Source organism: Oryzifoliimicrobium ureilyticum (genome assembly GCF_037199735.1).
Taxonomy (GTDB): Bacteria; Pseudomonadota; Alphaproteobacteria; order Rhizobiales; family Rhizobiaceae; genus Rhizobium; species Rhizobium ureilyticus.
This window is the reverse complement of the sequence record NZ_JBBBVQ010000021.1, coordinates 46,032-68,115: the sequence shown is the minus strand read 5'-3', so window position 1 is coordinate 68,115 and position 22,084 is coordinate 46,032. Positions and strand designations below refer to the sequence as shown.

Genomic DNA, 22,084 nt, shown 5'->3' with positions numbered 1-22,084 from the left:
AGCATCACAACGACGATCCGCAGAGACCAGTCGATCAAGATGTCAAAGACCCGCCGAAGGGACGGGTCTTTGAGAAGCGATGTCTACAGCGATGATCAGGCAGGTTCGAAGAGTGGTGCGATCTGCATCTCCGGCACTTTCACCATACCTTTGTCGGTGATGCGAATCTCGGGAATGACGGACAGGGGAATGAGATTGAAGCCCATATAAGGGATGGTGCAGCCGGCTTTTTCCCATTCGATTTTCAGCTTCTTCACTTCTTCGGCGACGTCATGCACGCGCTTGTCCGAAAGTAGCCCTGCGATCGGCAACGGAACCATCGCCGTCACTTCGCCATCCTGTACAACGCATACGCCGCCTTGCTGCCCCTCGATGGCGCGCAGAGCGACTTGCATGTCCCTTTCGTTCGTGCCGGCAATAATAATGTTATGGCTGTCGTGACCGACCGAGGATCCCACAGCGCCACTCTTGAGAGCAAAGTTAGACAGTAAACCATGGGCGACATTGCCATCCGACTTTCCGTGTCGTTCGATGACTGTGACAAAGCAGAGGCCATGGCGGTCGAAATGGGTCTGCCAATCATTGGCGGGAGCGAGACTGACTTTCTCATGGCCCAGAATGATTCCCGGCAGTTGCGTGCGGATCACGTTGGCGATGACCGCTTCCGTCGGGAGCTCGGGAGTGAGCTTGACGGAATTTGGAAGCTTGACCGTATGATAGGCGGCCTCTGGATAGCGCCAAAGGTTCGACAGCGCTTCGTCGAGGATTGGCGTGATCTTTTTCTGATCCACCATCAGCTCGCCGCCATACCAGGTGCTGACCGGATTTAGATCATCGTCGAGCATGACGATGTCAGCGCGCCTGCCTCCGCCAAGGCCGCCAATCTCGCCGTCATGGCCATAGCGCGTCGCCGCATGCAAGGAGCCTATCGACCATGCTTGCTCCTTCGACATCCCTGCCTTTACGGCTTCACGGACCACCCAGTCGAGGCCGAATGCCAGGAGGTCATCAGCATCGCGATCGTCTGTGCAGACGGCTACGCGCTTATGAGAAGCTCCAAGCTCGGTAATCGTTTTGATCGCCTGCGGTAAGGAATGCCATGGCGTCGTTGGCGGACCGCCTCTCAGGAAAAGCCAGACGCCNAATGCCAGGAGGTCATCAGCATCGCGATCGTCTGTGCAGACGGCTACGCGCTTATGAGAAGCTCCAAGCTCGGTAATCGTTTTGATCGCCTGCGGTAAGGAATGCCATGGCGTCGTTGGCGGACCGCCTCTCAGGAAAAGCCAGACGCCGGCGTCCAGCAAATCATCGGCAATGTCGCGGTCAATTGCCTCATGCGTGTCCGTTACGCCGGATGCAGCATAGGCGCTCACAAATTCGCGGCCATAGATATGCCCGCAGACTGGCCTGCCGCGCGATAGCGCGGCGGCAAGAATGGCATGACTGCGTTCATCCCCCATGACAACAGGAACAAAGTCCATTTTCTCGCCAAGCGCGACGGCTTCCGGCCATTTGTCAAAAAGGGCAGCAATCTTTTCAGGCGTCAGGTCGCCGCCGGCCGTTTCAAGGTCCGGCGATGTTGCCGGCACCGTTGAGGGGACTGTCAGGAAAATTGACAACGGTGCATGTCGGGCATCCTCCAGCATAGCCTCGACACCCGCAACATCCATGACGTTCCCGATTTCGTGACTGTCGCAGAAGATGGTCGTCGTGCCATTGAGCAGCGCCGCCTCCGCATAGGCGCAGGCCGTAACCATGGAGCTTTCAATATGAAGATGCGGGTCAACGAGGCCAGGCGCAATGATGCCGCCCTTGGCGTCATAGACCTTGCCGCCCCCTTTATGTGTCCCCGCCGCCTTGACCGCAGCAATGCGCCCGCCGGCAACCCAAATTTCCCGATCGCTCACGATGCGTTCCGAATAGGTCGATAGCACGCGCGCGTCTTTGATGACCAAATCTGGCGCAGCCCGTCCGGATGCAACATCGGCAAGATGCCGTGTCATCGTGGAAAGCGGTGCAACAGACATGCGTGTAAGACGAGCCATCATATTCTCCCTCGGTCGATCATCATCAGCAACCCATTCATGCGCTGGTTGAAGCGGCAGCGCAACGGTCATACCAATGAATGCGAAAGTCGTCGGGATTATTGAGAGTCAGCGTGAGACGGCATGAGTGCGATTAGGCATGTCGGCTTTTGGGAATCAACTGCAGCCTTCGTGCAGAGATCTCGCAGGTTTCGGCGTCTGCGGCTTCTCGCACTGACATATGCCGCAGACGCAATAATATGGGATCAAGCTGCTCGAGAGGGGCGGAGGGCTTCCCCATCGCGAATTGTCTTACGCCGATTGAGCTTGAACTTGCTGACCGTCTCGGCAAGAATAGCTGCGTCGCTGGACAAATTGGTGCTGATGGCGGCCGTTTCTTCGACCATGGCTGCATTGGCCTGCGTCATCTTATCGATGGATACAATCGCATTGCCAATTTCCGAAAGTCCGGTGCTCTGCTCTTTGGAGGCTGTCGCGATCTCGTCAATCTGTGAAACGATGTCGTTGACGAATTGGGTAATCGTGTTGAGCGCCGAACCCGTTTGACTGACAAGCCGTACGCCATTGGAAACGTCGTCGCTCGAGGTTTTGATCAGCGCCGTAATGTCGTTGGCTGCAGTCGCGGCTCGCTGTGCAAGCCCGCGAACCTCTTGTGCAACCACGGCAAAGCCTTTGCCGGCGTCGCCGGCTCTTGCCGCTTCCACACCAGCGTTCAGCGCAAGCAGGTTCGTTTGGAATGCGATCTCATCGATGACGTGTATGATCTGACCGATCTTTTGCGACGAATCTTCAATACTGCGCATTGCCTCAACGGCATTCTTCACAACGGCACTCGATGAGGCTGCACAATCATTGGCTGAACGCGCCAACGTTCTTGTCTCCTGCATGCGATTGGTCGAAATTTTGACCGTTTGCACAACCTGTTCCAACGATGCCGACGTTTCTTCGACTGCGGCCGCTTGCTGTTCGGTCCGCTTGGACAGCTCTTCCGCGGCGTGGTTCATTTCCGCCGCGTTTTCGGCAACCTCGCCTGTCTTCTCCATCACACGCTCCAGCGTCTGCTGGAATGTCGCAAGAGCATTGTTGAAGTCATGTCTTAACGGCTCAAAGCGACCTGCAAAGGGTTCGTCGATTGTGATACGGATGTTGCCCTCTGCAAGCCGGTTCAGCCCCGCACCCAGCTTTTCAATGACGAGCCTCAGCTCCTCAGCTGATAGCGCGCGTCTTTCTTCTTGCTCGGCCCGTTGCGACTCGGTTGCCAACCGATCTTTCTCAACCGCTTCACGCAAATGCAGTCGTTCGATAGAAGCTGTGCGGAAGACATCGACGGCATGCGCCATGGTGCCGATCTCATCGCCGCGCTCGGTAAAGGGCACGTCCTGTGAATAGTCGCCCTTCGCCAGAACGCTCATATAGTCTGCAATCTTGATCACCGGGGAGATTGCTCTGCGCTTTAAAAACCAGAGACCGCCGAGAAATAGTGCGACGGAAGCGACGCTGCCTATAGCGGTCCAAATCGTATATTCCTGACTGGCATGATCAGCCTCAGCCACCGTTTCGTCCAACTCCTTGGATGCGATGTTGGCAAAGTCACGCACCTTCGCGTCCTGGACATAGAAGGCGGTCATGACATCCTGCAAAGCGGCTGCCTTTTGCGCGGGGGCAGCTTTGTCCAGCCGATCGAGCGATGACCAGAATGCCTCGCCTGCCGGCACGACAATATTTTCAAGATTGTCTCGCAGGGCATCATCAAGGCCAGCCGTTTTCCAATATGCTTTCCGCTCTGCAAACGACTTACGAAGCTCCTCAATTTTCTGGCGGTTGATCTCGGTTCTATCGGGACGGACGGTGCTTTCATTCGCCAACATATAGGCTTCAACAACGTAGAGAGGCGGAGGAAGAATGTCCGCAACGACGTCTTTGCCATTGGCTATGCTATTGAACGCCGGGCCTCCAATCTTGAGTTCGCCTAGGGCAACGGTCTGAAGGCCGATTGAGGCCGTAAGACCGGCAGTAACTGCCAGTCCGAATAAGATCAGCAAACGTGAGATGGTAAGGCTGCGCATGATGAAACCCGTCAAGATGCCAAAAAGGCAATTTCTAAATTCAACTTTGATCAAGATCATGCCTCGGCTGACACGATCTTATGACTTTGCCTTCGCCCGAGAAAAAAGAGGCGACCTGGATGCGTTAATCTCAAAAACTTCCGGTTATGCTTCGTAATAATGGTGCCGATGAAGATCACCTTCCCGGAGAAACGTAGAAATTTTACTAAGATCTACAACATGTTGAAAATATTTCGCCCGGATGTACACATTTCGCGATCACGTCATCTGGACCAAATTGTGCCGACTACGTTCACGACATCGAAGATCATTGCTGCTACGGGGATTTCAAAGGAGCTTCTTTATGCATGGGAAGCCCGCTATGCCGCGGTCGTCTCAACGCAGGGCGCTACAGGCCGACGCCAATACGAGGCCTCTGCCGTGCGTCGCATCCGTCTTTTGCAAAAGCTTGTGGGGAAGGGGAGCAAGATAAGTTCGGTTGCGACGCTAAAGGACGAAGAACTTGTTGTGGCGCTTTACCATCAAAGCGCTCCTGAGCTGATCGAACTTCTAAATTTGCTACGAACCCGCGCCTTTGCCGCTTTTGAGAGCCAAGTTGCAGCGTTCTGTGAAAGATTAGGTGTCTTGGACTTCACCACCCGGATCGCACTTCCTCTTATGGCTGAGGTTGGCGAGGAGTGGGAGGCAGGCAAGCTCTCGGTAGCAGCGGAGCATTTCGCGACATCCACTTTGCGGATCTATATTTCCGCCGAATTGCGTATCACCCCGATCGCAAGGAGAGCCAAGACCGCGCTCTTTACGACCCTGTCGGATGAGCGACATGAGCTTGGAATATTGGCAGCCGCCCTCGTTGCAAGATATTCCGGTTGGGCATGCCTTTATCTCGGTCCCAATTTGCAGGTCGATGAAATTATCGACGTTGCGCGCCATTCCAGGCCAAAACTCATTACTATCGGCTTGACGAGCGAGGATCGCGGTTCAGCCCAGACTGAACTCGAACGGATCGTCGACGTCACTGCCAAGGACGCCATCGTTTGTGTCGGAGGTAAGGGCGCGAGAAAAATTAAAGGCGGCGCGCGTCTTCTTGTCGTCAAATCTATTCAGGAGTTTGCAGCGTTGGTCGGCACGGTTCCAGCATCTGCGCAATGAGGCCGAAAGTTCGGCGCGAGCGTGCAGTCGCCCGTTTGCGACGAGCGGTGATAGCAACGGGATGCCGGCAGGGATATACCGCCATTCTTCGCGATGGCGGTCGCCAGGGCTTGAAAAGCAGCAGCGAGCTTCATATGCCAGTAATATAGGAAGCGGATTGTGCCTTTCCGGAGAAAGTTCGGTAGGTTGGCTTGGTCTGCGCCTTGCAGTTTTTTCTGCCCCTGTTGGCGGATTGGCTTTCTTTTAGCGGCTGGCCTTGAGAGGCTACAGTGAAAGGTATGACGATGTTGAACGGTGATTTGCTTATTGGCGGACAGGCCAGACGTGGAAGAGGGGGTAGCTTCTACGGGATCGAAGCTGCGACCGGTCAGAATCTTCCAGTGGAATTTGCTGGCGCTACGGTTGATGACGTCAAAGAGGCAAGCGCTCTGGCCTGGAAAGCTTTTGAAACATATCGCGAAACCGGCCTTGAAGAACGTGCGCATTTTCTGGAACGGATTGCAACCGAAATCGAAGCCATTGGTGATGAGCTTATTGAGCGCGCGATGGCCGAGACCGGTTTGCCCAGAGGACGGCTCGAGGGTGAGCGCGGTCGTACCGCAGGCCAGCTGCGCCTGTTTGCGAAGGAGGTTCGTGAAGGCAAGTTCCAGGAACTGCGCTTCGATCCTGCCAATCCTGAGCGTAAGCCGGCTCCCAAGCCGGATCTGAAGCTTCGTAATCTGGGCGTCGGTCCTGTCGTTGTCTTCGGCGCATCCAACTTTCCGCTCGCCTTCTCCGTCGCGGGTGGCGATACGGCATCTGCCTTGGCCGCTGGCTGCCCTGTCATCGTCAAGGCGCATTCGGCTCATCCCGGCACGTCCGAACTGGTGGGTCGCGCTGTGCAAAAAGCGGTTGCCGAGAGCGGGCTTCCGGTCGGAACCTTTGCCATGCTGTTCGACACAGGCTTTGAAGTCGGCCAGGCGCTCGTTGCCGATCCGCGTGTGCAGGCCGTTGGCTTTACTGGGTCGCGCCGCGGCGGTCTTGCATTGATGAAAACTGCGTCCGAGCGTAAACAGCCCATTCCGGTTTATGCGGAAATGAGCAGCATCAATCCCGTGCTCCTGTTTCCAAATGCGCTTGCCCAGCGCGGGGAAGCGATCGGCAAGGCGTTTGCAGGCTCGCTCGTCTTGGGCGCAGGACAGTTCTGCACCAATCCGGGACTGATTATTGCGCTCGAATGCTCGGGTCTGGAAAGCTTCAAGTCTGCGGCCGTTGCAGCGCTGAAGGAAGCGCCTGCGCAGACCATGCTAACCGGTGGTATCTTTAAAGCCTACTGCTCGGCGGTTCAGAAGCTCGAGAGCCATTCTGCGGTGAAGCAGTTGGTGCGTGGACCCGATGGCGCTGACTTCCAGGGGGCCGCCGCTCTGTTTGAAACCGACGCAAAGTCTTTCCTGGCTCACACCGAGCTTCAGGAAGAAGTTTTTGGCGCGGCCGGCCTCATCGTACGATGCATGAGTGAAGCCGAGCTTTCCGACGTGCTTGACCACATCGAAGGGCAATTGACCATTGCACTTCACATCGATGAGGCAGATGTTCCCGCTGCAAAGGCGTTGGTTCCAAAGCTCGAACTGCTCGCAGGGCGGCTGCTGATCAACGGGTTTGGCACCGGCGTTGAGGTGTCTCCGGCTATGGTCCATGGCGGTCCGTTCCCGGCAACATCCGATGGGCGGTCCACCTCCGTTGGCACCTTGGCCATTTACCGCTTCCTTCGCCCTGTTTGCTACCAGGATTTTCCTGAGGCGCTTTTGCCGGCTCCTTTCAAGAAGGCCTGATGTCGTGGGGGAAGCGGCCATTCATGGCGGCTTCCCCTTCCGCCTTACAGCGGAGAGAAGAAGTTGCAATAAGGGGATGCAGGTCGAGTTAATCCTGAGGTTGCTTGACCTGTTGTGCATTCAACGGCATATCTCTCTAGCTGGGTTGCTTGAGGGGGAATGTAATGCGTCTGAAACGGCATCTCTTTATGATGCTGATGTCCGGTATGGCTTGTGCCAGCGCGACAGCGAGCTCCCATGCCGAAGATAAGAAAAATTCCAATGCGGATAACTCGTCTCAGTGGGTAGTTACCCTAGGCACCAGTGTCGAATACGGGCCCAATTTCCCTGGATCCAAACATTCAAGCTACAGCGGCATGCCCTCAATTGATATTCGCTCTGCCGATGAGCCTGATGAGTTCAGCGCACCAGACGATAATATCGATTATGGGCTCTTAGAGTTTAACGGGGTAGAAATCGGTCCTGTCCTCGGCTTTCGAGATAGTCGAATACTGTCCGACGAGCGTAAGCTAAGAGGGGTCCATGAGGTCAAATGGGATTTCGACCTCGGTCTGTTCGCCCAATACTGGATCTCTGAGAACCAATTTCGTGTGCGCGGCGAACTTCGTCACGCCGTGCTTCATGACAGTGGATTGGTGGCCGATCTTGGCGCGGATTGGTTTCTGCCAATCAACGATCAAATCGTCTTGTCCGCGGGCCCCCGCTTATCCTTTGCCAATCAGCGCTATATGAAGACCTATTTCAGCGTCACGCCTCAAGATGCTGCTGCCAACGGGTCCATCACACCATTTAATGCAGGTGCTGGAATTTCATCCGTGGGCCTAGCGATATCGGCAAAGTATGATGTGACACCTGATTGGTCAGTTCAGGTTTATCATCGCTATGATTGTCTGGTGGGAGATGCGGCGGACAGCCCGATTGTGGCTCGTTTTGGCAGCCCAAATCAATTCACCTTCGGAGTGACCCTAACGAAGGCTTTCACGATTGATTTCTGATTAGGCGGTGGTTTTTCCGCCTTTTCCCGGCGTTGCGATGAACCAGACGCCGGCAAGGATGAGAATGCTGCCCAGAATGCTCGCAGCGCTCACTGTTTCACCGAATATAAGCCAGGCGGAAGCCATGATGAAGACATAGCTGATCGCCGAGAGCGGGAAAGCCTTGGCAAGATCGTGCTCAGACAGCACGCGCATCCATAAGATGAAGCAAGCAAGCTCCGCGATCACGGCACCGATAAACCAAGGCGACGACAGAACCTGTGAGAGCCAATTCAGACCTGCTCCCTCGCTTCCTTCCGCGCCATGTTTCAGGAAAAACTGCTGCGCGGTATTGAGAAGCGGGATCGCGATCCAAAGTGAATTAAGATGCTTCATTGGCCCTATCCTCACCTTCCTTGATTGCAAACAAGGGGGAGATTGTTTTTAAAACCCACTGCAGCACTGGGTTTCGATGCCGGAAGAACATCGCGTTTTTGGTCAGGCTGCTGCCAAGACGCACCTTGTTCTGATAGTAAGCTTGGCCACTTTGATAGCGATGTAATCCATGCTGGATGCAGTAATTCACATTGGTGAACCAGCTTAGATAGTAGAGGTTGAACTCTCTCCCGAGCTCACCGTCCATGCAGAAGAACTTGTCGATCAGCTGCCCTTGGTCACAGAGGACCAGATTGGCCGCGAGAAGCTCATCTTGCACGTAGTACATGATGCAAAGCGAGCGGCCGCTCATTCCGTGAAGCACGCCTTCAAAATAGGCTGGTGTCAATTCTTCGAACTGCCAGTCGCTGCGCTCACGCGTAGATCGATAAAGCTCGATGATCCTTGGCAGAAGACCGTTGTAGTCGGTGCAGTATTCGATACGAACGTCCTGCTTCGAACGAAGCTTGCGGCGCATATCCTTGCGCGTTCCGGACGAGAGGCTGGAGAGATAGTCATCCAAGGACTTGAAGCGAACGTCCATCCAGGCTGTCGGCATTCCGTCCAGAGCGACGAACCCGCGTGCTGCAATCGGTTCATCGAATGGAGCAGCCGGCAGTTGGATATCCTTGAGCGCGATCAACGAGCAATTTCTCTTTGCTGCGTGCGCCTGGAAGCCGTCGAGGAGGACGCCGAACAGTTCCTTGGCGCGCCCTGTGGCCGAAGGATGAAGACCGATACGGCCAACTTCCGTGCAAGGTGACCCCAGACAAGCGAGGCGCATCATAAGGAAACGTGGAATTACACGGCGGATTGCCATGACGCTTTTTCTAATCTTCGGCTCGTCAAGGGTTGTTTCCAAGCCATAAGAACACATAAAAGCGGGCATGGCCGCCACAAGCCGACCAGCGTCCCTAACCGTAACGTAAAGAAACTCGAAACCGTCGATGCCCGCTTCTTCAACCGCGGCAAGATAGTCCCAGTTTTCGACCTCACCGGGAAAACATCCATCCCACGCGTCGCGCTCGATTTGGCGGATGCTTGCGACTATCTCGACGGAAGGCAGGCTGTGGACGCGGCGTCCGAAGTCGGCGTCCATCACCTTAAGCGCATTCGGCATAATCAGCCTCAAAAAATTCTGCCGACATGGTGGCAACCTCGGAATGTTGCCGGTCGACATGAATCATGTGATAGCTGTCGTTCAGCCAATGGAGTTTAGCAGGTCCGCCAAGATGACTGGCGATGTAGCGCGCGTGCTCCGGGCTGCTCAGATCATCGTCCTGAGAGTGAACGATCAGGGTCGGCGTGGAAATTTGCGGCAGCTGTTTCTTCAAATGCTCACCGAGTTTACTCATCTCGACTAGGCCGCGGCCCGGGAAATGCTCCAGCATTCCGTCATTGGTCATCTGTGCCACCCGGCGTCTGATCCGCTCGTCCTTGATGCCGAGAGATGGCGTTTCCTTGAAGTTTAACCGATCAAGGAAAGGGATCATCGCGAGAAACCTGATGTGCGAGGACATCCAGATATAGGACTTCGGCACATTCCATCCGTCGTAGCGGAAGCACGGCGAGTAGAGGGCGACAGCGCCGATCTTTGACTTGTTCCGATCAGCCGCCAAAAGCGCGAGTTTTCCTCCGACGCAAATACCGGCGGAATAGACACGGTCCGTTCTTTCGGAAAGCCAATGACCGGCAGTCTCGACGGTTTCGAGCCAGTCCTGCCAGTGCGAGCGCCGCAGCACGGCTTCGCCCTTGCCGTGGCCCGCAAGAAGCGGGGCATAGACACTATAGCCGCGCTTGTGCAGTTGCCTTGCCATCAGCCGCATTTCAGCTGGCGCTCCAGTAAGGCCATGCACAAGCAGCACGCCCTTGCCATTGGAGCCTTCCTGGAAAAAGGAAAGATCCTCAGCTTGCATCGCGCAGATCCTCGGCGTGGCGATTTTCAGGCGCCATGAAGCCAAGTGCGTGGCATGTGCTGATGACGTGGACGCCGGCGGCTTCCTGTTCGGCCTTGATCTGCTCGTGGAAATCCTTGAGCTTCGTCCAGTGCGTCTTGGGCCTGTAGTGATGTTCGGCGTGATAGCCATTGCCGAACCATAGCCAGTTATAGAACGACTTGTGGCTGCTGACACCCCAGGCGATTGGCTCATCCGGATCGCCGTGCAGATGTTCGTAATAGCCGTTCAGGGACGACAGGCAGTTGCCGAGATAGTAAAACGGAACGAAGAACAGGACCGCACGCCAGTCGTAAAGCAGAGCGAGCCCAACAATCGCAACGAACGTGATCAGCTCAATCCGGCCGAACTTTGCCTCGAAGGGCCGCTTTGCAGCAATGGCCTTATGAATTTCGCCAAGATCGTCGCGAAAGAAGCTCAAAAAGGTGTAAGACCAGACATTTTCGGGCTGCCCATTCTTCCCGTGCCGGTAGATCGACAGAAGATCGACCGTCTCTCCCTTGTCGTTGGGTCTATCGCTGTTGCCCGAATGATGGCGCATATGAACCCAGTGATAGTATTTTTGGGAGAAGCCAATAGTGACCGACTCCAGCAGACTGAAGGCGTTATTCATCCATTCCTTCGTGAAGTAAGGCGTGTGGATGAAGTTATGCGAAATGCTGTTGATGTTCCAGGAAATGGAGATCGCGTAAAGGATGCCGAGAATGAACGACAACCATAGAGGTCGGCTCTCAAAGCCGACAATTAGATAGACATTGAACGCAAGATGAGCGATGGCGGCAAGAACGGGAGCCAAGTCCCATTTCGAATAAGTGAATATTTTCATAGCCCTGTTGCTCCAACACAAATCACGCCCGCCGTTACCAAGAGGATGCCGAAAGCGTGGCGAAGGTTGATGGTTTCTTTGAAGAAAACGGCGCCGGCCAGCGCAATCGCGGCATAGCTCGACGCCATGATGGGAAAGGCAATAGAAAGTGCGACGTGACCAAGAACATAGGTCCACGCCAGGAGCTCCACCGCCCAAAACACAATCCCAGTCAGAGCGATGGGATTGAAGAACATCGAGGTGCCGCCCGATAGCGCGGCCCGTTTGAAGCAGACTTCCCTGCCTGTCTCCGTCAGCACACAAAACACGATGACGGCAAATACTTGTGGATGTAGAATGCTGCTCATGCCATCGCCTCTGAAAGAACCTCCAGCAAGGCGTGGTTCGCGGCGCTGTTGATGTTTCTGACAGTTTCGCCTTGTCGGCGTGCGGCGGGTTGATCGATGACGATTTCCGCTCTTTTCATGGCGCGGGTGAAAACCGGTCCGCTATAGGCGGGACGCGAATAATCTCCGATCACATCCGCACCGATGATCCGATGGCGTGCCCCGATCTCGCTGATGATCGAGAGAACATAGGGAAGGCGCATGGAGCCCTGGTCCCAATTGGTAACCGCATCCGAAAGACAAAGTGCGTCCTTATCGATGGTGATATAGACGTCCTCGGTGTTGATCCGGTCGAGAAGACGATCCATGAAATTAGCTTCGCCCATCTCAGAGATCGTGCGCCAGTGGATCTGATTGCCAACCTGGGAAAAGCTTGCACCCTCGCCATACTGAGCGCGAACCCGGCTCGGTGGGTGTGCGTAAGGATAGAGTTCCAGTTTCCCGCTTGCGATATTGGCGAGATTGGCGCCCTTTCTCTCTGGCGAACGCAGGTCGTTGCTGCAAACCCCGATCGTCACGACCTTTTCGATCAGTGGATTCTCGAGAGCCCGATTGATCCAGGATCCGCAATGCATTCCACCGGCAAACCGGACCCAGTCGGGGTGGTTGTCAATGTGCACGATCGTCACCGGCCGGCCGTTCCGCTCGGTTGCCAATGCAACGAGCATGGCAGACAAATGGTGGAAATCACCGGAGCCTAGAAAGCAGAGCAGCGGCTTTTTCGCGATAGTTGAGCAAAGTGGAGAGAGCGCGCGATAGATCTCGTCCAGCGCGCGCTGTTTCGCCCAAAGGCGGACTAGACCGCCGTTTTCTTTATCAACAAGTTCACGGGCTCCTGCCATGAGGCAGGAGTGCCTGAAGTCGGGTTGCAACTCCAACGCATCATCAAAATGAAGAAGAAGGAGTTGCATTGACTTACCTCTGCTCAGCGCGAGTGAGGAGTTGATCGAGCAGCTCGAGTGCAAGATCGATCTCGGAATGGCTGATCATGAGGTTTGGTGCGAGCGTGATGACGTTCTTGTGGTACCCGCCGACGTCGAGAACGAGACCGTAGTTGCGGCCTTCGAACTGCAGATCGCCCTTCATGCCCTCATCGGACATCCAATCGAGCGTTGCTTTGTCAGGCGTGAAGCCGTCCGACTTGCAAATCTCCATTCTGAGCGCGAGACCCAAGCCGTCAACGTCACCGACAGTCGCATGGCGCTTTTGAAGTTCCTTCAGGCCATCGAGGAAGCGCGCACCCTTTTCCATCACGGTTGCGCCGAAATCGTTCTCGGACACCATCTTCATGGTTTCGAGCGCAACTGCCGTTCCCATCGGATTGGACGCAAAGGTGGAGTGGGTCGAGCCGGGCGGGAAGATCGTTGGATTGATCATTTCTTCGCGGGCCCAAATGCCGGAGAGCGGGTTAAGGCCGTTCGTCAGAGCCTTGCCGAAGACCAAAACGTCCGGCGATACGCCGAAGTGTTCAATCGACCAGAGCTTTCCGGTCCGGTAGACACCCATCTGGATTTCGTCGACAACGAGGAGGATGCCGTGCTCGTCAAGAACCTTCTTCAGTTCTACGAAGAAGTTCATCGGCGGGATGACATAGCCGCCTGTGCCTTGGATCGGCTCGATATAAAATGCGGCGTATTCCGACTTTCCAGCCTTCGGATCCCACACGCCGTTATATTCGCTTTCGAAAAGACGAGCGAATTTCTGAACGCAGTAATGACCGTATTCTTCCTTCGACATGCCTTTCGGCCCACGGAAGTGGTATGGGAACTCGATGAACTGTGCGCGCTCGCCGAAATGACCGTAACGGCGGCGATAGCGATAGCTTGAGGTGATCGAGGTCGCTCCGAGGGTCCGGCCGTGATAGCCGCCTTCAAAGGCAAACATCAGGCTCTTGCCGCCGGTGTAATTGCGGACCAGCTTGAGAGAGTCTTCGACGGCCTGTGAACCGCCAACATTGAAGTGAACGCGGCCTTTATAGCCGAATTTCTGTTCGGCATCCTGTGCGATCAACGCTGCAAGCTCAACCTTTTCGCGGTGAAGATACTGTGAGGCGACCTGCGGCAGTGTGTCGAGCTGGCGATGCACCGCCTCGTTAAGACGCGGATTTCGGTAGCCGAAATTGACGGCCGAGTACCACATCTGCAAATCGAGGAACGGCGTATTCGACGCGTCATAAACGAAGGAGCCTTCGCAGGATTCGAAGAACTTCGGATGATCCGTATAATGGACCGTGTCGCCGTGCGAGCAGTACTGGGCTTCCAATTGCCGCAGTTCGTCTTCGGTTGCGGACAGGCCGCCGGCATCGGCGATTTTCAGGTGTGCGCGCATTAAATATACCTCTTATGACGCGGAGTTCGACAATACTGGCATGGACAAAGGCCGGGCCGCATTGTTCAGGAATGCCTGGAGGCTCCGGGTCACATCTCCGAAGTCTTTGAAGGCTATGAAGGGAATACCATTTTCGCGACAGTGCTCTGACAGCGATGCCTTGGCATAGACAAACATCGGCTCGTTGGAGACGCAGAAGTCGCTCCGACCGTCACCGACATATATTTTCGTTTCAGCCGCGTCGGCGGCGGAGCGTACGACGCGGCACTTACAGACCCCGCTGCCGGCAAGGCAGGCTGAATCGGCATAAGGAAGCTCCAACGAGAAGCGCGTGCGTCCCGAAGGCTCGGAATGAACCACCAGCTTGTTGGCGATGACAGGAATATCGGTGATACCATGGCCGGCCAGAATACGCTCTATGAAGAAATCCACGCCGTCGGAGACGATGGTGATGCTAATGCCGGCATCGTCGCAAAGGCGTTTGAAGGCGTCAAACTTGGGATCGATCTCGACCGTATCGAGGAATGCGCCGAGCGCTTCCAGCGATACGTCCAGCATGGCGATCTGCCTCTGCATGCATTCGCCGGCAGTGATCTTGCCATCAACCCAGAGGTCTTCAACCTTCGTCCATTCCGGCGACGCAAATCGGCCAAGGACAAGATCTGTCACATCCCGCTTCGATATCGTCCCGTCAAAGTCGCAAAAGGCCTGCATAAAATGCTCCCGAATAAGCTATGGGGGAGCTTCTAGGTCTGCGAACTGAAAGCAGCATTAGTCCAAAATGAGCTGAAACTGAAATTGCATGAAATCTTGTTGGAAGTTGCCGATACGCTCAGCTGTTAACTACTTAAACTTTTGGAAAATAGAGGGAAAACTGAAGCCCGCGTCCCCATGAAGGTGTGTCGAGTTTTATCTCTGTTCCCAGCCGCGCTGCGATATCGGCAACGATAGCAAGACCTAAACCCACGCCTTGACGGTCTATTGCTTTCAGTCGATTGAAGCGCTGAAAGGCCGCTTCACGCTCTTCGGCTGGAATACCTGGACCATTATCGGCGATGGAAATCAGCCACTGACTGTCTTCCTGCCGCACTGAAACCTCCAGCCGTCCGCCCTCCGGAGCATATTTGATGGCGTTGTCCAATACGTTGTCGAGCATCAATCTCAGGAGCGCAGCATCGGTGAGGCCCTGCGCAGTTTCATCGCCGACAAGCTCGACCTCGAAATTCTTCAGCGAGATCAGGTTGCCGAAGTCGGCCAGCGTCGAGGCTGCGATGTCGTAAAGATTAACGGGTGCCAAATTGATCTTTTCGTGACCGATCCTCGCAAGTTTCAGAAGCTGCTCGATCATATGCATTGAGCGCTCGTTGCTGGAAACGAGATCGTTGATCAGAGACTGCCTCTCTTCTTCTGTATCCGCCTGGGCAAGCAATTGCAGCAGCAGCTTGATTGCCGCATGCGGTGTCCGCAACTGATGCGCCGCGAGGTCGGAAAACCGCCTTTCCGAAGCCAGCGAGCGTTCAAGCTTTTCGAGCAATGTATTCAGTGATCCGACAAGCGGTGTCAGATCTTTCGGAAGTGCGACAGACGAGATCTTTGTGAGGTCGTCCGGGTTGCGAGACCTGATTTGACGAACCAGCCCGCGGATGTTGCTCAAGCCGTCTGTAATCCCGTACCAAATCAATGCAGCAATAGCCGGAATGAGAATGAGAAGAGGAAATGCGAGGTTGAGCAGGATATTTTCGACAAGCTGCTCGCGAAGGCTGATATCCTCCGCAACCTCGATAGTCACCTCGCTATTCGGGATGGCGAGGGAGTAAATGCGCCACGTCGAGCCGTCGTACTGGGTCTCTGCAAAACCGGGATGGAATTGCGGGATGTTGTCGGGAAAGGCGTTGCTGCTGGCGATGGCAAGCGTATCGCCTTTCCAAAGCCTGTAAGAATGTGCATCCGCAAAGTCGTCAGCATCTTCATTGAGCGCCAACTGGTTGTCCATGCTGAAATCAATGTCCGGCACATGGACAGTCGGCCGCTCCCGAGGTCTCTCCAGCCTGTGGCCGAGCAAGGACCAAAGGACATTGGCGTCGCTGATGAGCTGTGCGTCGTAGATATTGTTAATCTCGCGAATAGCACTTCGATAGGCAAAGACGCCGACCACGGCGATTGCGATAATGAGCGTCGGCAGAATTCGAAAGAAGAGACGCTGACTGAGCGTAAAGGTCATGACTTACGCTCGATCATATATCCAACGCCGCGGATCGACTTGATGAAATCGGAACCGAATTTTTTCCTGAGGTTGTAGACGGCCACTTCGATCGTGTTGCTTTCCACCGTCGAGTTGACGTCATAAAGGGCGTATTCGATATCGACCTTGGTCACGTAACGTCCCGCTCGTTCCATCAACAGCCGCAACAGGTGAAACTCTTTGGCAGCCATATGGACAGGCGTTCCAGCTTGCCGGGCAACCATGGCGGCCGGATCGAGTTCGACATCTCCGCATCGCAAGACGGTTTCGCGACGGCCCGAGCGACGACGAATTACGGCACGCAACCGCGCCAGAAGTTCCTCAAGATCAAACGGCTTCACAAGGTAGTCGTCGGCGCCTTCGTCAAGACCTTCGACCCGATGCTTGATGCCATCAAGCGCCGTCAACATAATGACGGGCGTATCGTCGCCGCGAACCCGCAATTGCCGCAAGAGGTCAAAACCGCTCATACCCGGCAAGTTTACGTCAAGAATAAGCGCGACGTACTCACCGTCTTGGCGAGCCAGCAACCCGTTCTCGGCATCGCGGAACCAATCCACGCCATAGGCATGTTTTTCCAGCGCCTTTTTCAGTGCCGAACCCAAAATTTGATCGTCTTCCACCAATAGGATGCGCATCACTTCCCTCAGTCGCATTGGACCTCGTGTCCGCAGCGTCCCTATTGATTACGACAGATTTCAGTTTTGTGAATGCAGATTTTTCGCCGCACGCTCCGCTGATGCGCGACTTTTTCAGGGTCGAACGCCCCGTAATTCAAATAATCAATGTATAAATCTTGAGGCTACAGAGGTGGATGTCTGAAGCAAGTCATTATCAAAACTGCTGTGGCGGCGGGCACACGCCGCCGCCGAGACTCAATAATTGCCTTCTAGATATGCCAATCGCTGCTGATAACTTTTTGAACCGTGGTATGGCTGTCTGCGGTTACAGGGCTGCTCGCCAGCGAGTATGCCTTGATATAGTCGATCTTCATCGTGGAACCGCCTGCCAGGCCGTTTGCCGGCGTACCTGCGGTCCCGCCCACGGCGAGATTTACGACCATATACATGTCGCTGTGCATGTCTGACGGCGTTGCGGCCTGAGCGATCGCTACGTCGTCGAAGTACCAGGTGATGTTATTCGCATCCCACAAGACGCCGTAGTTGTGGAAGCCATCGGTGCTCGGAACCTTCACGGGAAACGATTGAAGGGTATGCGAGCCACCGTCATTGCTATGCGCGGTAACATTGACGACATTGGGCTCCTGTCCGCGCATTTCGACGACGTCGAGCTCCGGCGGCCATTTGCCGTCCTCTGGAAGAAGCCAGAAAGCCGGCCACACGCCCTGATCGTGAGGCATTTGCGCCCGCATTTCGAAGTAGCCGTAGGTCTGCGCGAAAGACGAGTGCGTCGTCAAAAGCCCTGAGGTATATTTGTAATTATTGATTTCCGGCTGGATGGACGCCGATGCCGGCGCTGCTGTGATCGACAAGACGCCATTGCTGACCGAGAACGGATTGACAGCAGATGTCGGCGCATAGCTAGGATTAATATACCATTGAAGCTCACCGTTCGTGTGGAGCGTTCCGCCGCTGTCAGGCGCCCAGGAGAATTTTGCATCCCAGGTCCCGGTTGTTCCGCTCCTCAGCGAAAGACTGTTGAATTCGTCATCGAATGTTGTCGTGAGGTGAGAGCGATCTAGCGCCAGCTGAAATTGCGACGCCTGTAGGTCTGATGCTTTTGTATTTGCAAAGACAATTGCCTCGCCGCCTCCAAGGTCAAGCTTCAGATTGGCGCCTTGCTGGGTCGTATGAGACAGGACCTGCTCGAAAGAGGAATAGCTGTAGCCGTTCAAGCGAACTTTGTCGTCGCTGCTGAAGTCGGTAATCAGGTCAGTACCATTGCCGCGTGTGAAGATGAAGGTGTCCGCGCCACCGCCGCCCGTCAGAACGTCGTTGCCAGCGCCGCCGTCAATGGTCTGGCTGCCGCTGCCGCCGGTGATGATGTTGTCTTGAGAGTTGCCAAAGGCATAGCGACCGTCACCAGTCACCGTCAGGTTCTCGAAATTGGCAGGGAGCGTGTAGCTCATCCAGGTATTGATCGTATCGATGCCGGCGCCTGGCGCTTCGACCGCACGATTGATGGATGAGTAAAGATAATAGATGTCGTCACCTGCTCCGCCCTGCATCGTGACGTTGACGGCGCTATCGCCATACATGGAATCATTGCCCGAGCTTCCATTGAGAACGCTTCCGGCTTTTGTGGCAGAAAACCAGGCCGTTGAGGTGTCGCTGTAATAAAGAGGCGTTCCAAGGGCATTCAGGATTTGCTGTCTCATTGTATTCCCTTTGCTTTAGTCACGAGGGCCCCGCACCCCCATGAAAAGAGATGCCCATGACATCTGGGCATCGTCAGTCGGTCACTCTTCTCTGAATGCCCGATTGATCTGATCGGTGAAGGGCTGTGCCAAATAGGCGAGAGCCGTGCGTTCACCGGTTTTAATGAATGCTTCGACCGGCATGCCGGCTGCCACCTTGAGATCGCCCAGCCGGTGCCACTCGCTTTGCGGCACGGACACCCTGACGGTGTAGTAGGTTTGGCCGGTGTGCTGATCGACCGTCAGGTCAGGGGCGATGCTTACAACCTGTCCGGTCAGTTCCGGCGTGGTTCGGTAACTGAACGCCGAAAAGCGAAGGCCGACTGGCCCGTTTATTCTGACCTGGTCGATATCATGGGGAGCGATCTTCAATTCCGGGATCAGATTGTCTTCGTCAGGGACGATCTGCATGATCGTCTGTCCGGGCGCAACGACTGCGCCCGCCGCATGAACATTCAACTCATGTACAATCCCATCCTGCGGCGCCCGGATATCGACATGTGCAAGCTCGTCCTGTGCCGCGACGAGCCGCTCGGCATATTCTCCAAGATCGTTCTCCGCTTGACGCAACTGGTCCGAGACTTCGCTTCTGTGATCGTCACCCACCTGTATGATCTGCAGTTCCGTTTCCGCAATCTTGCCTCTCAGCTCGGCGGCGGACGCTTCAAGACTGCCGATATCTCCGGCAAGATTGGCTGCATCGCGCTGCAGCGAATAAACACGCGTTGCCGGGATGACGCCTTGATCGAGAAGAGGCTGCAGGCTTGCCAACTCGCGATTGATGATTTCCACCGCACGCTTCTTGCCGTCCTCCTGAGAAACCAAGCCTTTTGCTTCCTGATCAAGCTGCCGGATCCTTTCCCGGAGCTGAGAGATGCGGCCCTCCATGGAGGATCGCCGATCTTCGAAAAGCCGGCGTTCCGATTGCTCTATGGCATCAAGCTCTGCGGTATCGGCATCGATTTGCGTCGGGCCGATCTTGACCGGGCGTTCAAAGCTGTCTTTTCCGTCTCTTTCCGCCGCAAGTCGCGCTGAGCGCATTGCGAGCTGGCGAAGACGCAAGGAAATGATGGCGAGGTTTGCCTTTGTCTGGGTGTCGTCAAGGCGGATAAGGATATCGCCGACCTTCACGCGATCGCCGTTATGCACGTGAAGTTGGCTGACAGTTCCTCCGCGCTGATGCTGCACGGATTTGACATAGCTGTCGACTGTCAGGTTGCCTGAGGTAATCACCGCGCCGTTCAGCTTGATGTTGCCCGCAAGGCCGCCGACGACGCCAACGAGAAGGATGGCACCGCCGAGCGAAAGGGCGGTGAGACGGCGTATTGCGCGGTGCGTTGATACCGGACCTGTGGTCATTGCGAAGCCTCCACGCGAAGAGGTCTAACAAAAGACGCTGAAGCTGCACTGGGCCGCTGCATTTTCTTTGCCAGTTCATCTGCTCGGCCAAAGGCCCGAGGGCGACCCTCGTCAAGAGCCAGCACTTTATCGACCGCCGACAGAACCGTGGGGCGGTGGGCAATGATGAGAACGATGCCCTTGCGGGCGCGAACCCCCTCGATAGCACGGGAAAGAGCCTTCTCTCCGTCCGCATCGAGATTGGAATTTGGCTCATCGAGAACGACAAGAAATGGATCGCGGTAAAGGGCGCGCGCAAGTGCAATTCTTTGGCGTTGGCCACCCGACAGCGCCATGCCTCTTTCACCGATCCGAGTGCTGAAGCCGTCTGGCAGATGGACGATCATGTCATAGACGCCGGCAGCCTTTGCAGCGGCAATAATCAGATCCGACGGCGCATCCGGCTCAAACCGTGAGATGTTTTCTGCGATGGTGCCGTCAAACAACGATACCTCTTGGGGCAGATAGCCGACATGGCGACCGAGAAGATCGGAGGACCATTGCGTGAGGGATGCGCCATCAAGCCGAATGCTGCCCGCAAGGGGAGACCATAGTCCAACGAGACCCCGCGCCAGAGACGATTTTCCAGAGGCGCTTGGTCCGATGACAGCAATTGCCTCTCCCGCAAATGCTTCGAACGATACGCCACGCAAGATGGGAACGAGCGATCCTGGCGGCCCGAGGTGAAGGTTCTCGACCTTCAGCACTTCGCAGGGCGCAGGCAAAGTTACGTCCTGGTTTTCAAGCTCTGATTGAGGAAGTGTCATGGCCAAGCGTGCATAGGCCTGACGCGCATAGGTAAAGCCTTTCCAGTTGGCGATCGCGAGTTCAATTGGCGCAAGGGCCCGGCTCACCAGGATCGAACTTGCGATGATGATCCCACCGGTGGCCTGCTGATGGATGACCAAAACGGCGCCTACGGCAAGGACGCAGGACTGCAGCAATGTTCGCGCAGCCTTTGAAAGGGTTGATAGAGAGCCAACGACCGAGGTGGACCGAAGGTGATTTTCCATTTGGCGGCGGCTTAGTTCTTCCCAGCGTTTCAGAAGGGCATGAGACAGGCCCATTGCTGTCACGGCATCGGAATTGCGGCGGGTCGCCTCGGCAAACGCCATCCGCTCTTCCAGAAGTTCAGCTGCCTTGTGAGATGGATCTTTGGACTTTATTTCGGCGAGGATTGCCAGCCCAACCAGGATAAGGGCACCTACAAGCGCTGTCACACCGATCCAAAAATGAAACAGGAATGCTAGTCCCAGATAAACCGGCACCCAAGGCAGATCGAAGAAGGTGGTGGGTCCGCTGCCGGATAGAAAGTTTCTGATCGTATCGATATCTCGAATGGGCTGCAGCCCATCACCCCTGTCAGGTTTGCGCTTAGCAGCCTGTGCAAAGCTATAAAATGCTTGAGACCGAAATTTTTCCTCGACAAGGCACCCAATGCGGCCGAGCAGCAAGGCCCTGATGAGCTCCAAGGCCCATTGGAACGCGAAGAGCGACACCATGATGATGGTGAGGCCCGTTAGCGTAGACAGGCTTCGACTGGGTATAACCCTGTCGTAGACCTGCAACATGAACATAGAGCCGGTGAGCGCCAGTATGTTGACGATCGCACTCGTTACGCCGATCCCAACGGCTGCGCTCCTGAGCATTGATAACATTTCTATGAACGGCAGACGCCGCGATGCCAAAGAGCCCTGAAGCAATGACAAACCCCGGAAACAAAAATTTGATGGATGCGCTTCATGCGCAAAATGACGGCGTGGATTTCAACAGGAAAGACGTCCTGTCGATCCAGAAATTTTCGCAGCTCAATGCTGCCCCTCGCCGCTTAATTTAAACAAATTCTCGGGAAAAGTTAAGTGTAAAAACGCCGCACAGCCCAGTTTTAGGGGGTTTTGGAAAAATACGTTTTATTTCAAATGTTTCCGGCGATCTAGTTACGTGAAAATTAGATGCCTAATATATAAGCTTTTATAACTTTAGTAGCGTTCTAATTTTTTTATACTTTGGGTATAAAAGACTATGTTGAGAGTTCGTTCGTTCTTTCGCGCAACCCTTCAAATGGCGTGTGCACTTTAAACGGGCATTTTTG

General features: G+C 55.1%; 18 protein-coding genes. 3 read left to right on the top strand and 15 right to left on the bottom strand.

Annotation, left to right across the window (positions count from 1 at the left end):
* Positions 1–95: 95 nt before the first annotated feature.
* Together VQ830_RS23175 and VQ830_RS23170 are read right to left on the bottom strand one after the other, a co-directional pair.
* Positions 96–2,045, bottom strand: coding sequence for an adenine deaminase C-terminal domain-containing protein (locus VQ830_RS23175; protein WP_337270529.1), 1,950 nt, complete (start codon positions 2,043–2,045; stop codon positions 96–98).
* 245 nt (positions 2,046–2,290) lie between these two features.
* Positions 2,291–4,111, bottom strand: a complete 1,821-nt coding sequence (locus VQ830_RS23170) for a methyl-accepting chemotaxis protein (protein ID WP_337270528.1) — start codon at positions 4,109–4,111, stop codon at positions 2,291–2,293.
* A 279-nt stretch (positions 4,112–4,390) separates the two neighbouring features.
* Here VQ830_RS23170 and VQ830_RS23165 point away from each other — a divergent pair, with 279 nt between their 5' ends.
* From VQ830_RS23165 to VQ830_RS23155, 3 genes are all read left to right on the top strand, one after another.
* Positions 4,391–5,260 (top strand): MerR family transcriptional regulator, encoded by an 870-nt coding sequence (locus tag VQ830_RS23165; RefSeq protein ID WP_337270527.1) that lies wholly within the window; start codon positions 4,391–4,393, stop codon positions 5,258–5,260.
* A gap of 278 nt (positions 5,261–5,538) precedes the next feature.
* Positions 5,539–7,071 carry an aldehyde dehydrogenase (NADP(+)) gene (locus VQ830_RS23160; protein WP_337270566.1) on the top strand — a complete coding sequence of 511 codons (1,533 nt, stop codon included), beginning with the start codon at positions 5,539–5,541 and terminating at the stop codon, positions 7,069–7,071.
* Positions 7,072–7,235: 164 nt separating this feature from the next.
* Positions 7,236–8,066 carry a MipA/OmpV family protein gene (locus VQ830_RS23155; RefSeq protein ID WP_337270526.1) on the top strand — a complete coding sequence of 277 codons (831 nt, stop codon included), beginning with the start codon at positions 7,236–7,238 and terminating at the stop codon, positions 8,064–8,066.
* On the opposite strand, the gene VQ830_RS23150 is transcribed toward VQ830_RS23155, so the two are convergent.
* From VQ830_RS23150 to VQ830_RS23090, 13 genes are all read right to left on the bottom strand, one after another.
* Positions 8,067–8,441 (bottom strand): EamA family transporter, encoded by a 375-nt coding sequence (locus VQ830_RS23150; protein ID WP_337270525.1) that lies wholly within the window; start codon positions 8,439–8,441, stop codon positions 8,067–8,069. It abuts the gene before it with no gap.
* Positions 8,428–9,600 (bottom strand): GNAT family N-acetyltransferase, encoded by a 1,173-nt coding sequence (locus VQ830_RS23145; RefSeq protein ID WP_337270524.1) that lies wholly within the window; start codon positions 9,598–9,600, stop codon positions 8,428–8,430. The genes VQ830_RS23150 and VQ830_RS23145 overlap by 14 nt, the downstream gene beginning before the upstream one ends.
* Entirely contained in the window at positions 9,584–10,396 is an 813-nt protein-coding gene (locus VQ830_RS23140) for an alpha/beta hydrolase (RefSeq protein WP_337270523.1), read from the bottom strand. The genes VQ830_RS23145 and VQ830_RS23140 overlap by 17 nt, the downstream gene beginning before the upstream one ends.
* A complete protein-coding gene (locus VQ830_RS23135) occupies positions 10,386–11,261 on the bottom strand; it encodes a fatty acid desaturase family protein (protein WP_337270522.1) in 876 nt (291 codons plus the stop codon). Before VQ830_RS23135 ends, VQ830_RS23140 begins: the two co-directional genes overlap by 11 nt.
* Positions 11,258–11,608: a DMT family transporter gene (locus tag VQ830_RS23130; protein WP_337270521.1), complete on the bottom strand. Its 351-nt coding sequence runs from the start codon at positions 11,606–11,608 to the stop codon at positions 11,258–11,260. Before VQ830_RS23130 ends, VQ830_RS23135 begins: the two co-directional genes overlap by 4 nt.
* Positions 11,605–12,558, bottom strand: a complete 954-nt coding sequence (locus VQ830_RS23125; RefSeq protein ID WP_337270520.1) for an arginase family protein — start codon at positions 12,556–12,558, stop codon at positions 11,605–11,607. Before VQ830_RS23125 ends, VQ830_RS23130 begins: the two co-directional genes overlap by 4 nt.
* A 4-nt stretch (positions 12,559–12,562) precedes the next feature.
* The gene (locus VQ830_RS23120; protein ID WP_337270519.1) at positions 12,563–13,975 is read right to left on the bottom strand and encodes an aspartate aminotransferase family protein; all 1,413 of its coding nucleotides are present in this window, start codon (positions 13,973–13,975) and stop codon (positions 12,563–12,565) included.
* A gap of 12 nt (positions 13,976–13,987) precedes the next feature.
* Positions 13,988–14,689 carry an MtnX-like HAD-IB family phosphatase gene (locus VQ830_RS23115; RefSeq protein ID WP_337270518.1) on the bottom strand — a complete coding sequence of 234 codons (702 nt, stop codon included), beginning with the start codon at positions 14,687–14,689 and terminating at the stop codon, positions 13,988–13,990.
* A 133-nt stretch (positions 14,690–14,822) separates the two neighbouring features.
* Positions 14,823–16,196, bottom strand: coding sequence for a sensor histidine kinase (locus tag VQ830_RS23110; protein WP_337270517.1), 1,374 nt, complete (start codon positions 16,194–16,196; stop codon positions 14,823–14,825).
* Positions 16,193–16,855: a response regulator gene (locus VQ830_RS23105; protein WP_337270565.1), complete on the bottom strand. Its 663-nt coding sequence runs from the start codon at positions 16,853–16,855 to the stop codon at positions 16,193–16,195. The genes VQ830_RS23110 and VQ830_RS23105 overlap by 4 nt, the downstream gene beginning before the upstream one ends.
* A gap of 251 nt (positions 16,856–17,106) precedes the next feature.
* Positions 17,107–18,555, bottom strand: a complete 1,449-nt coding sequence (eglC, locus tag VQ830_RS23100) for an endo-1,3-1,4-beta-glycanase EglC (RefSeq protein ID WP_337270516.1) — start codon at positions 18,553–18,555, stop codon at positions 17,107–17,109.
* Between the two features lie 81 nt (positions 18,556–18,636).
* Complete coding sequence (locus VQ830_RS23095; RefSeq protein WP_337270515.1) at positions 18,637–19,953, bottom strand: HlyD family type I secretion periplasmic adaptor subunit; 1,317 nt, start codon at positions 19,951–19,953, stop codon at positions 18,637–18,639.
* Complete coding sequence (locus VQ830_RS23090) at positions 19,950–21,650, bottom strand: type I secretion system permease/ATPase (RefSeq protein ID WP_337270514.1); 1,701 nt, start codon at positions 21,648–21,650, stop codon at positions 19,950–19,952. The genes VQ830_RS23095 and VQ830_RS23090 overlap by 4 nt, the downstream gene beginning before the upstream one ends.
* Between the last annotated feature and the right edge of the window lie 434 nt (positions 21,651–22,084).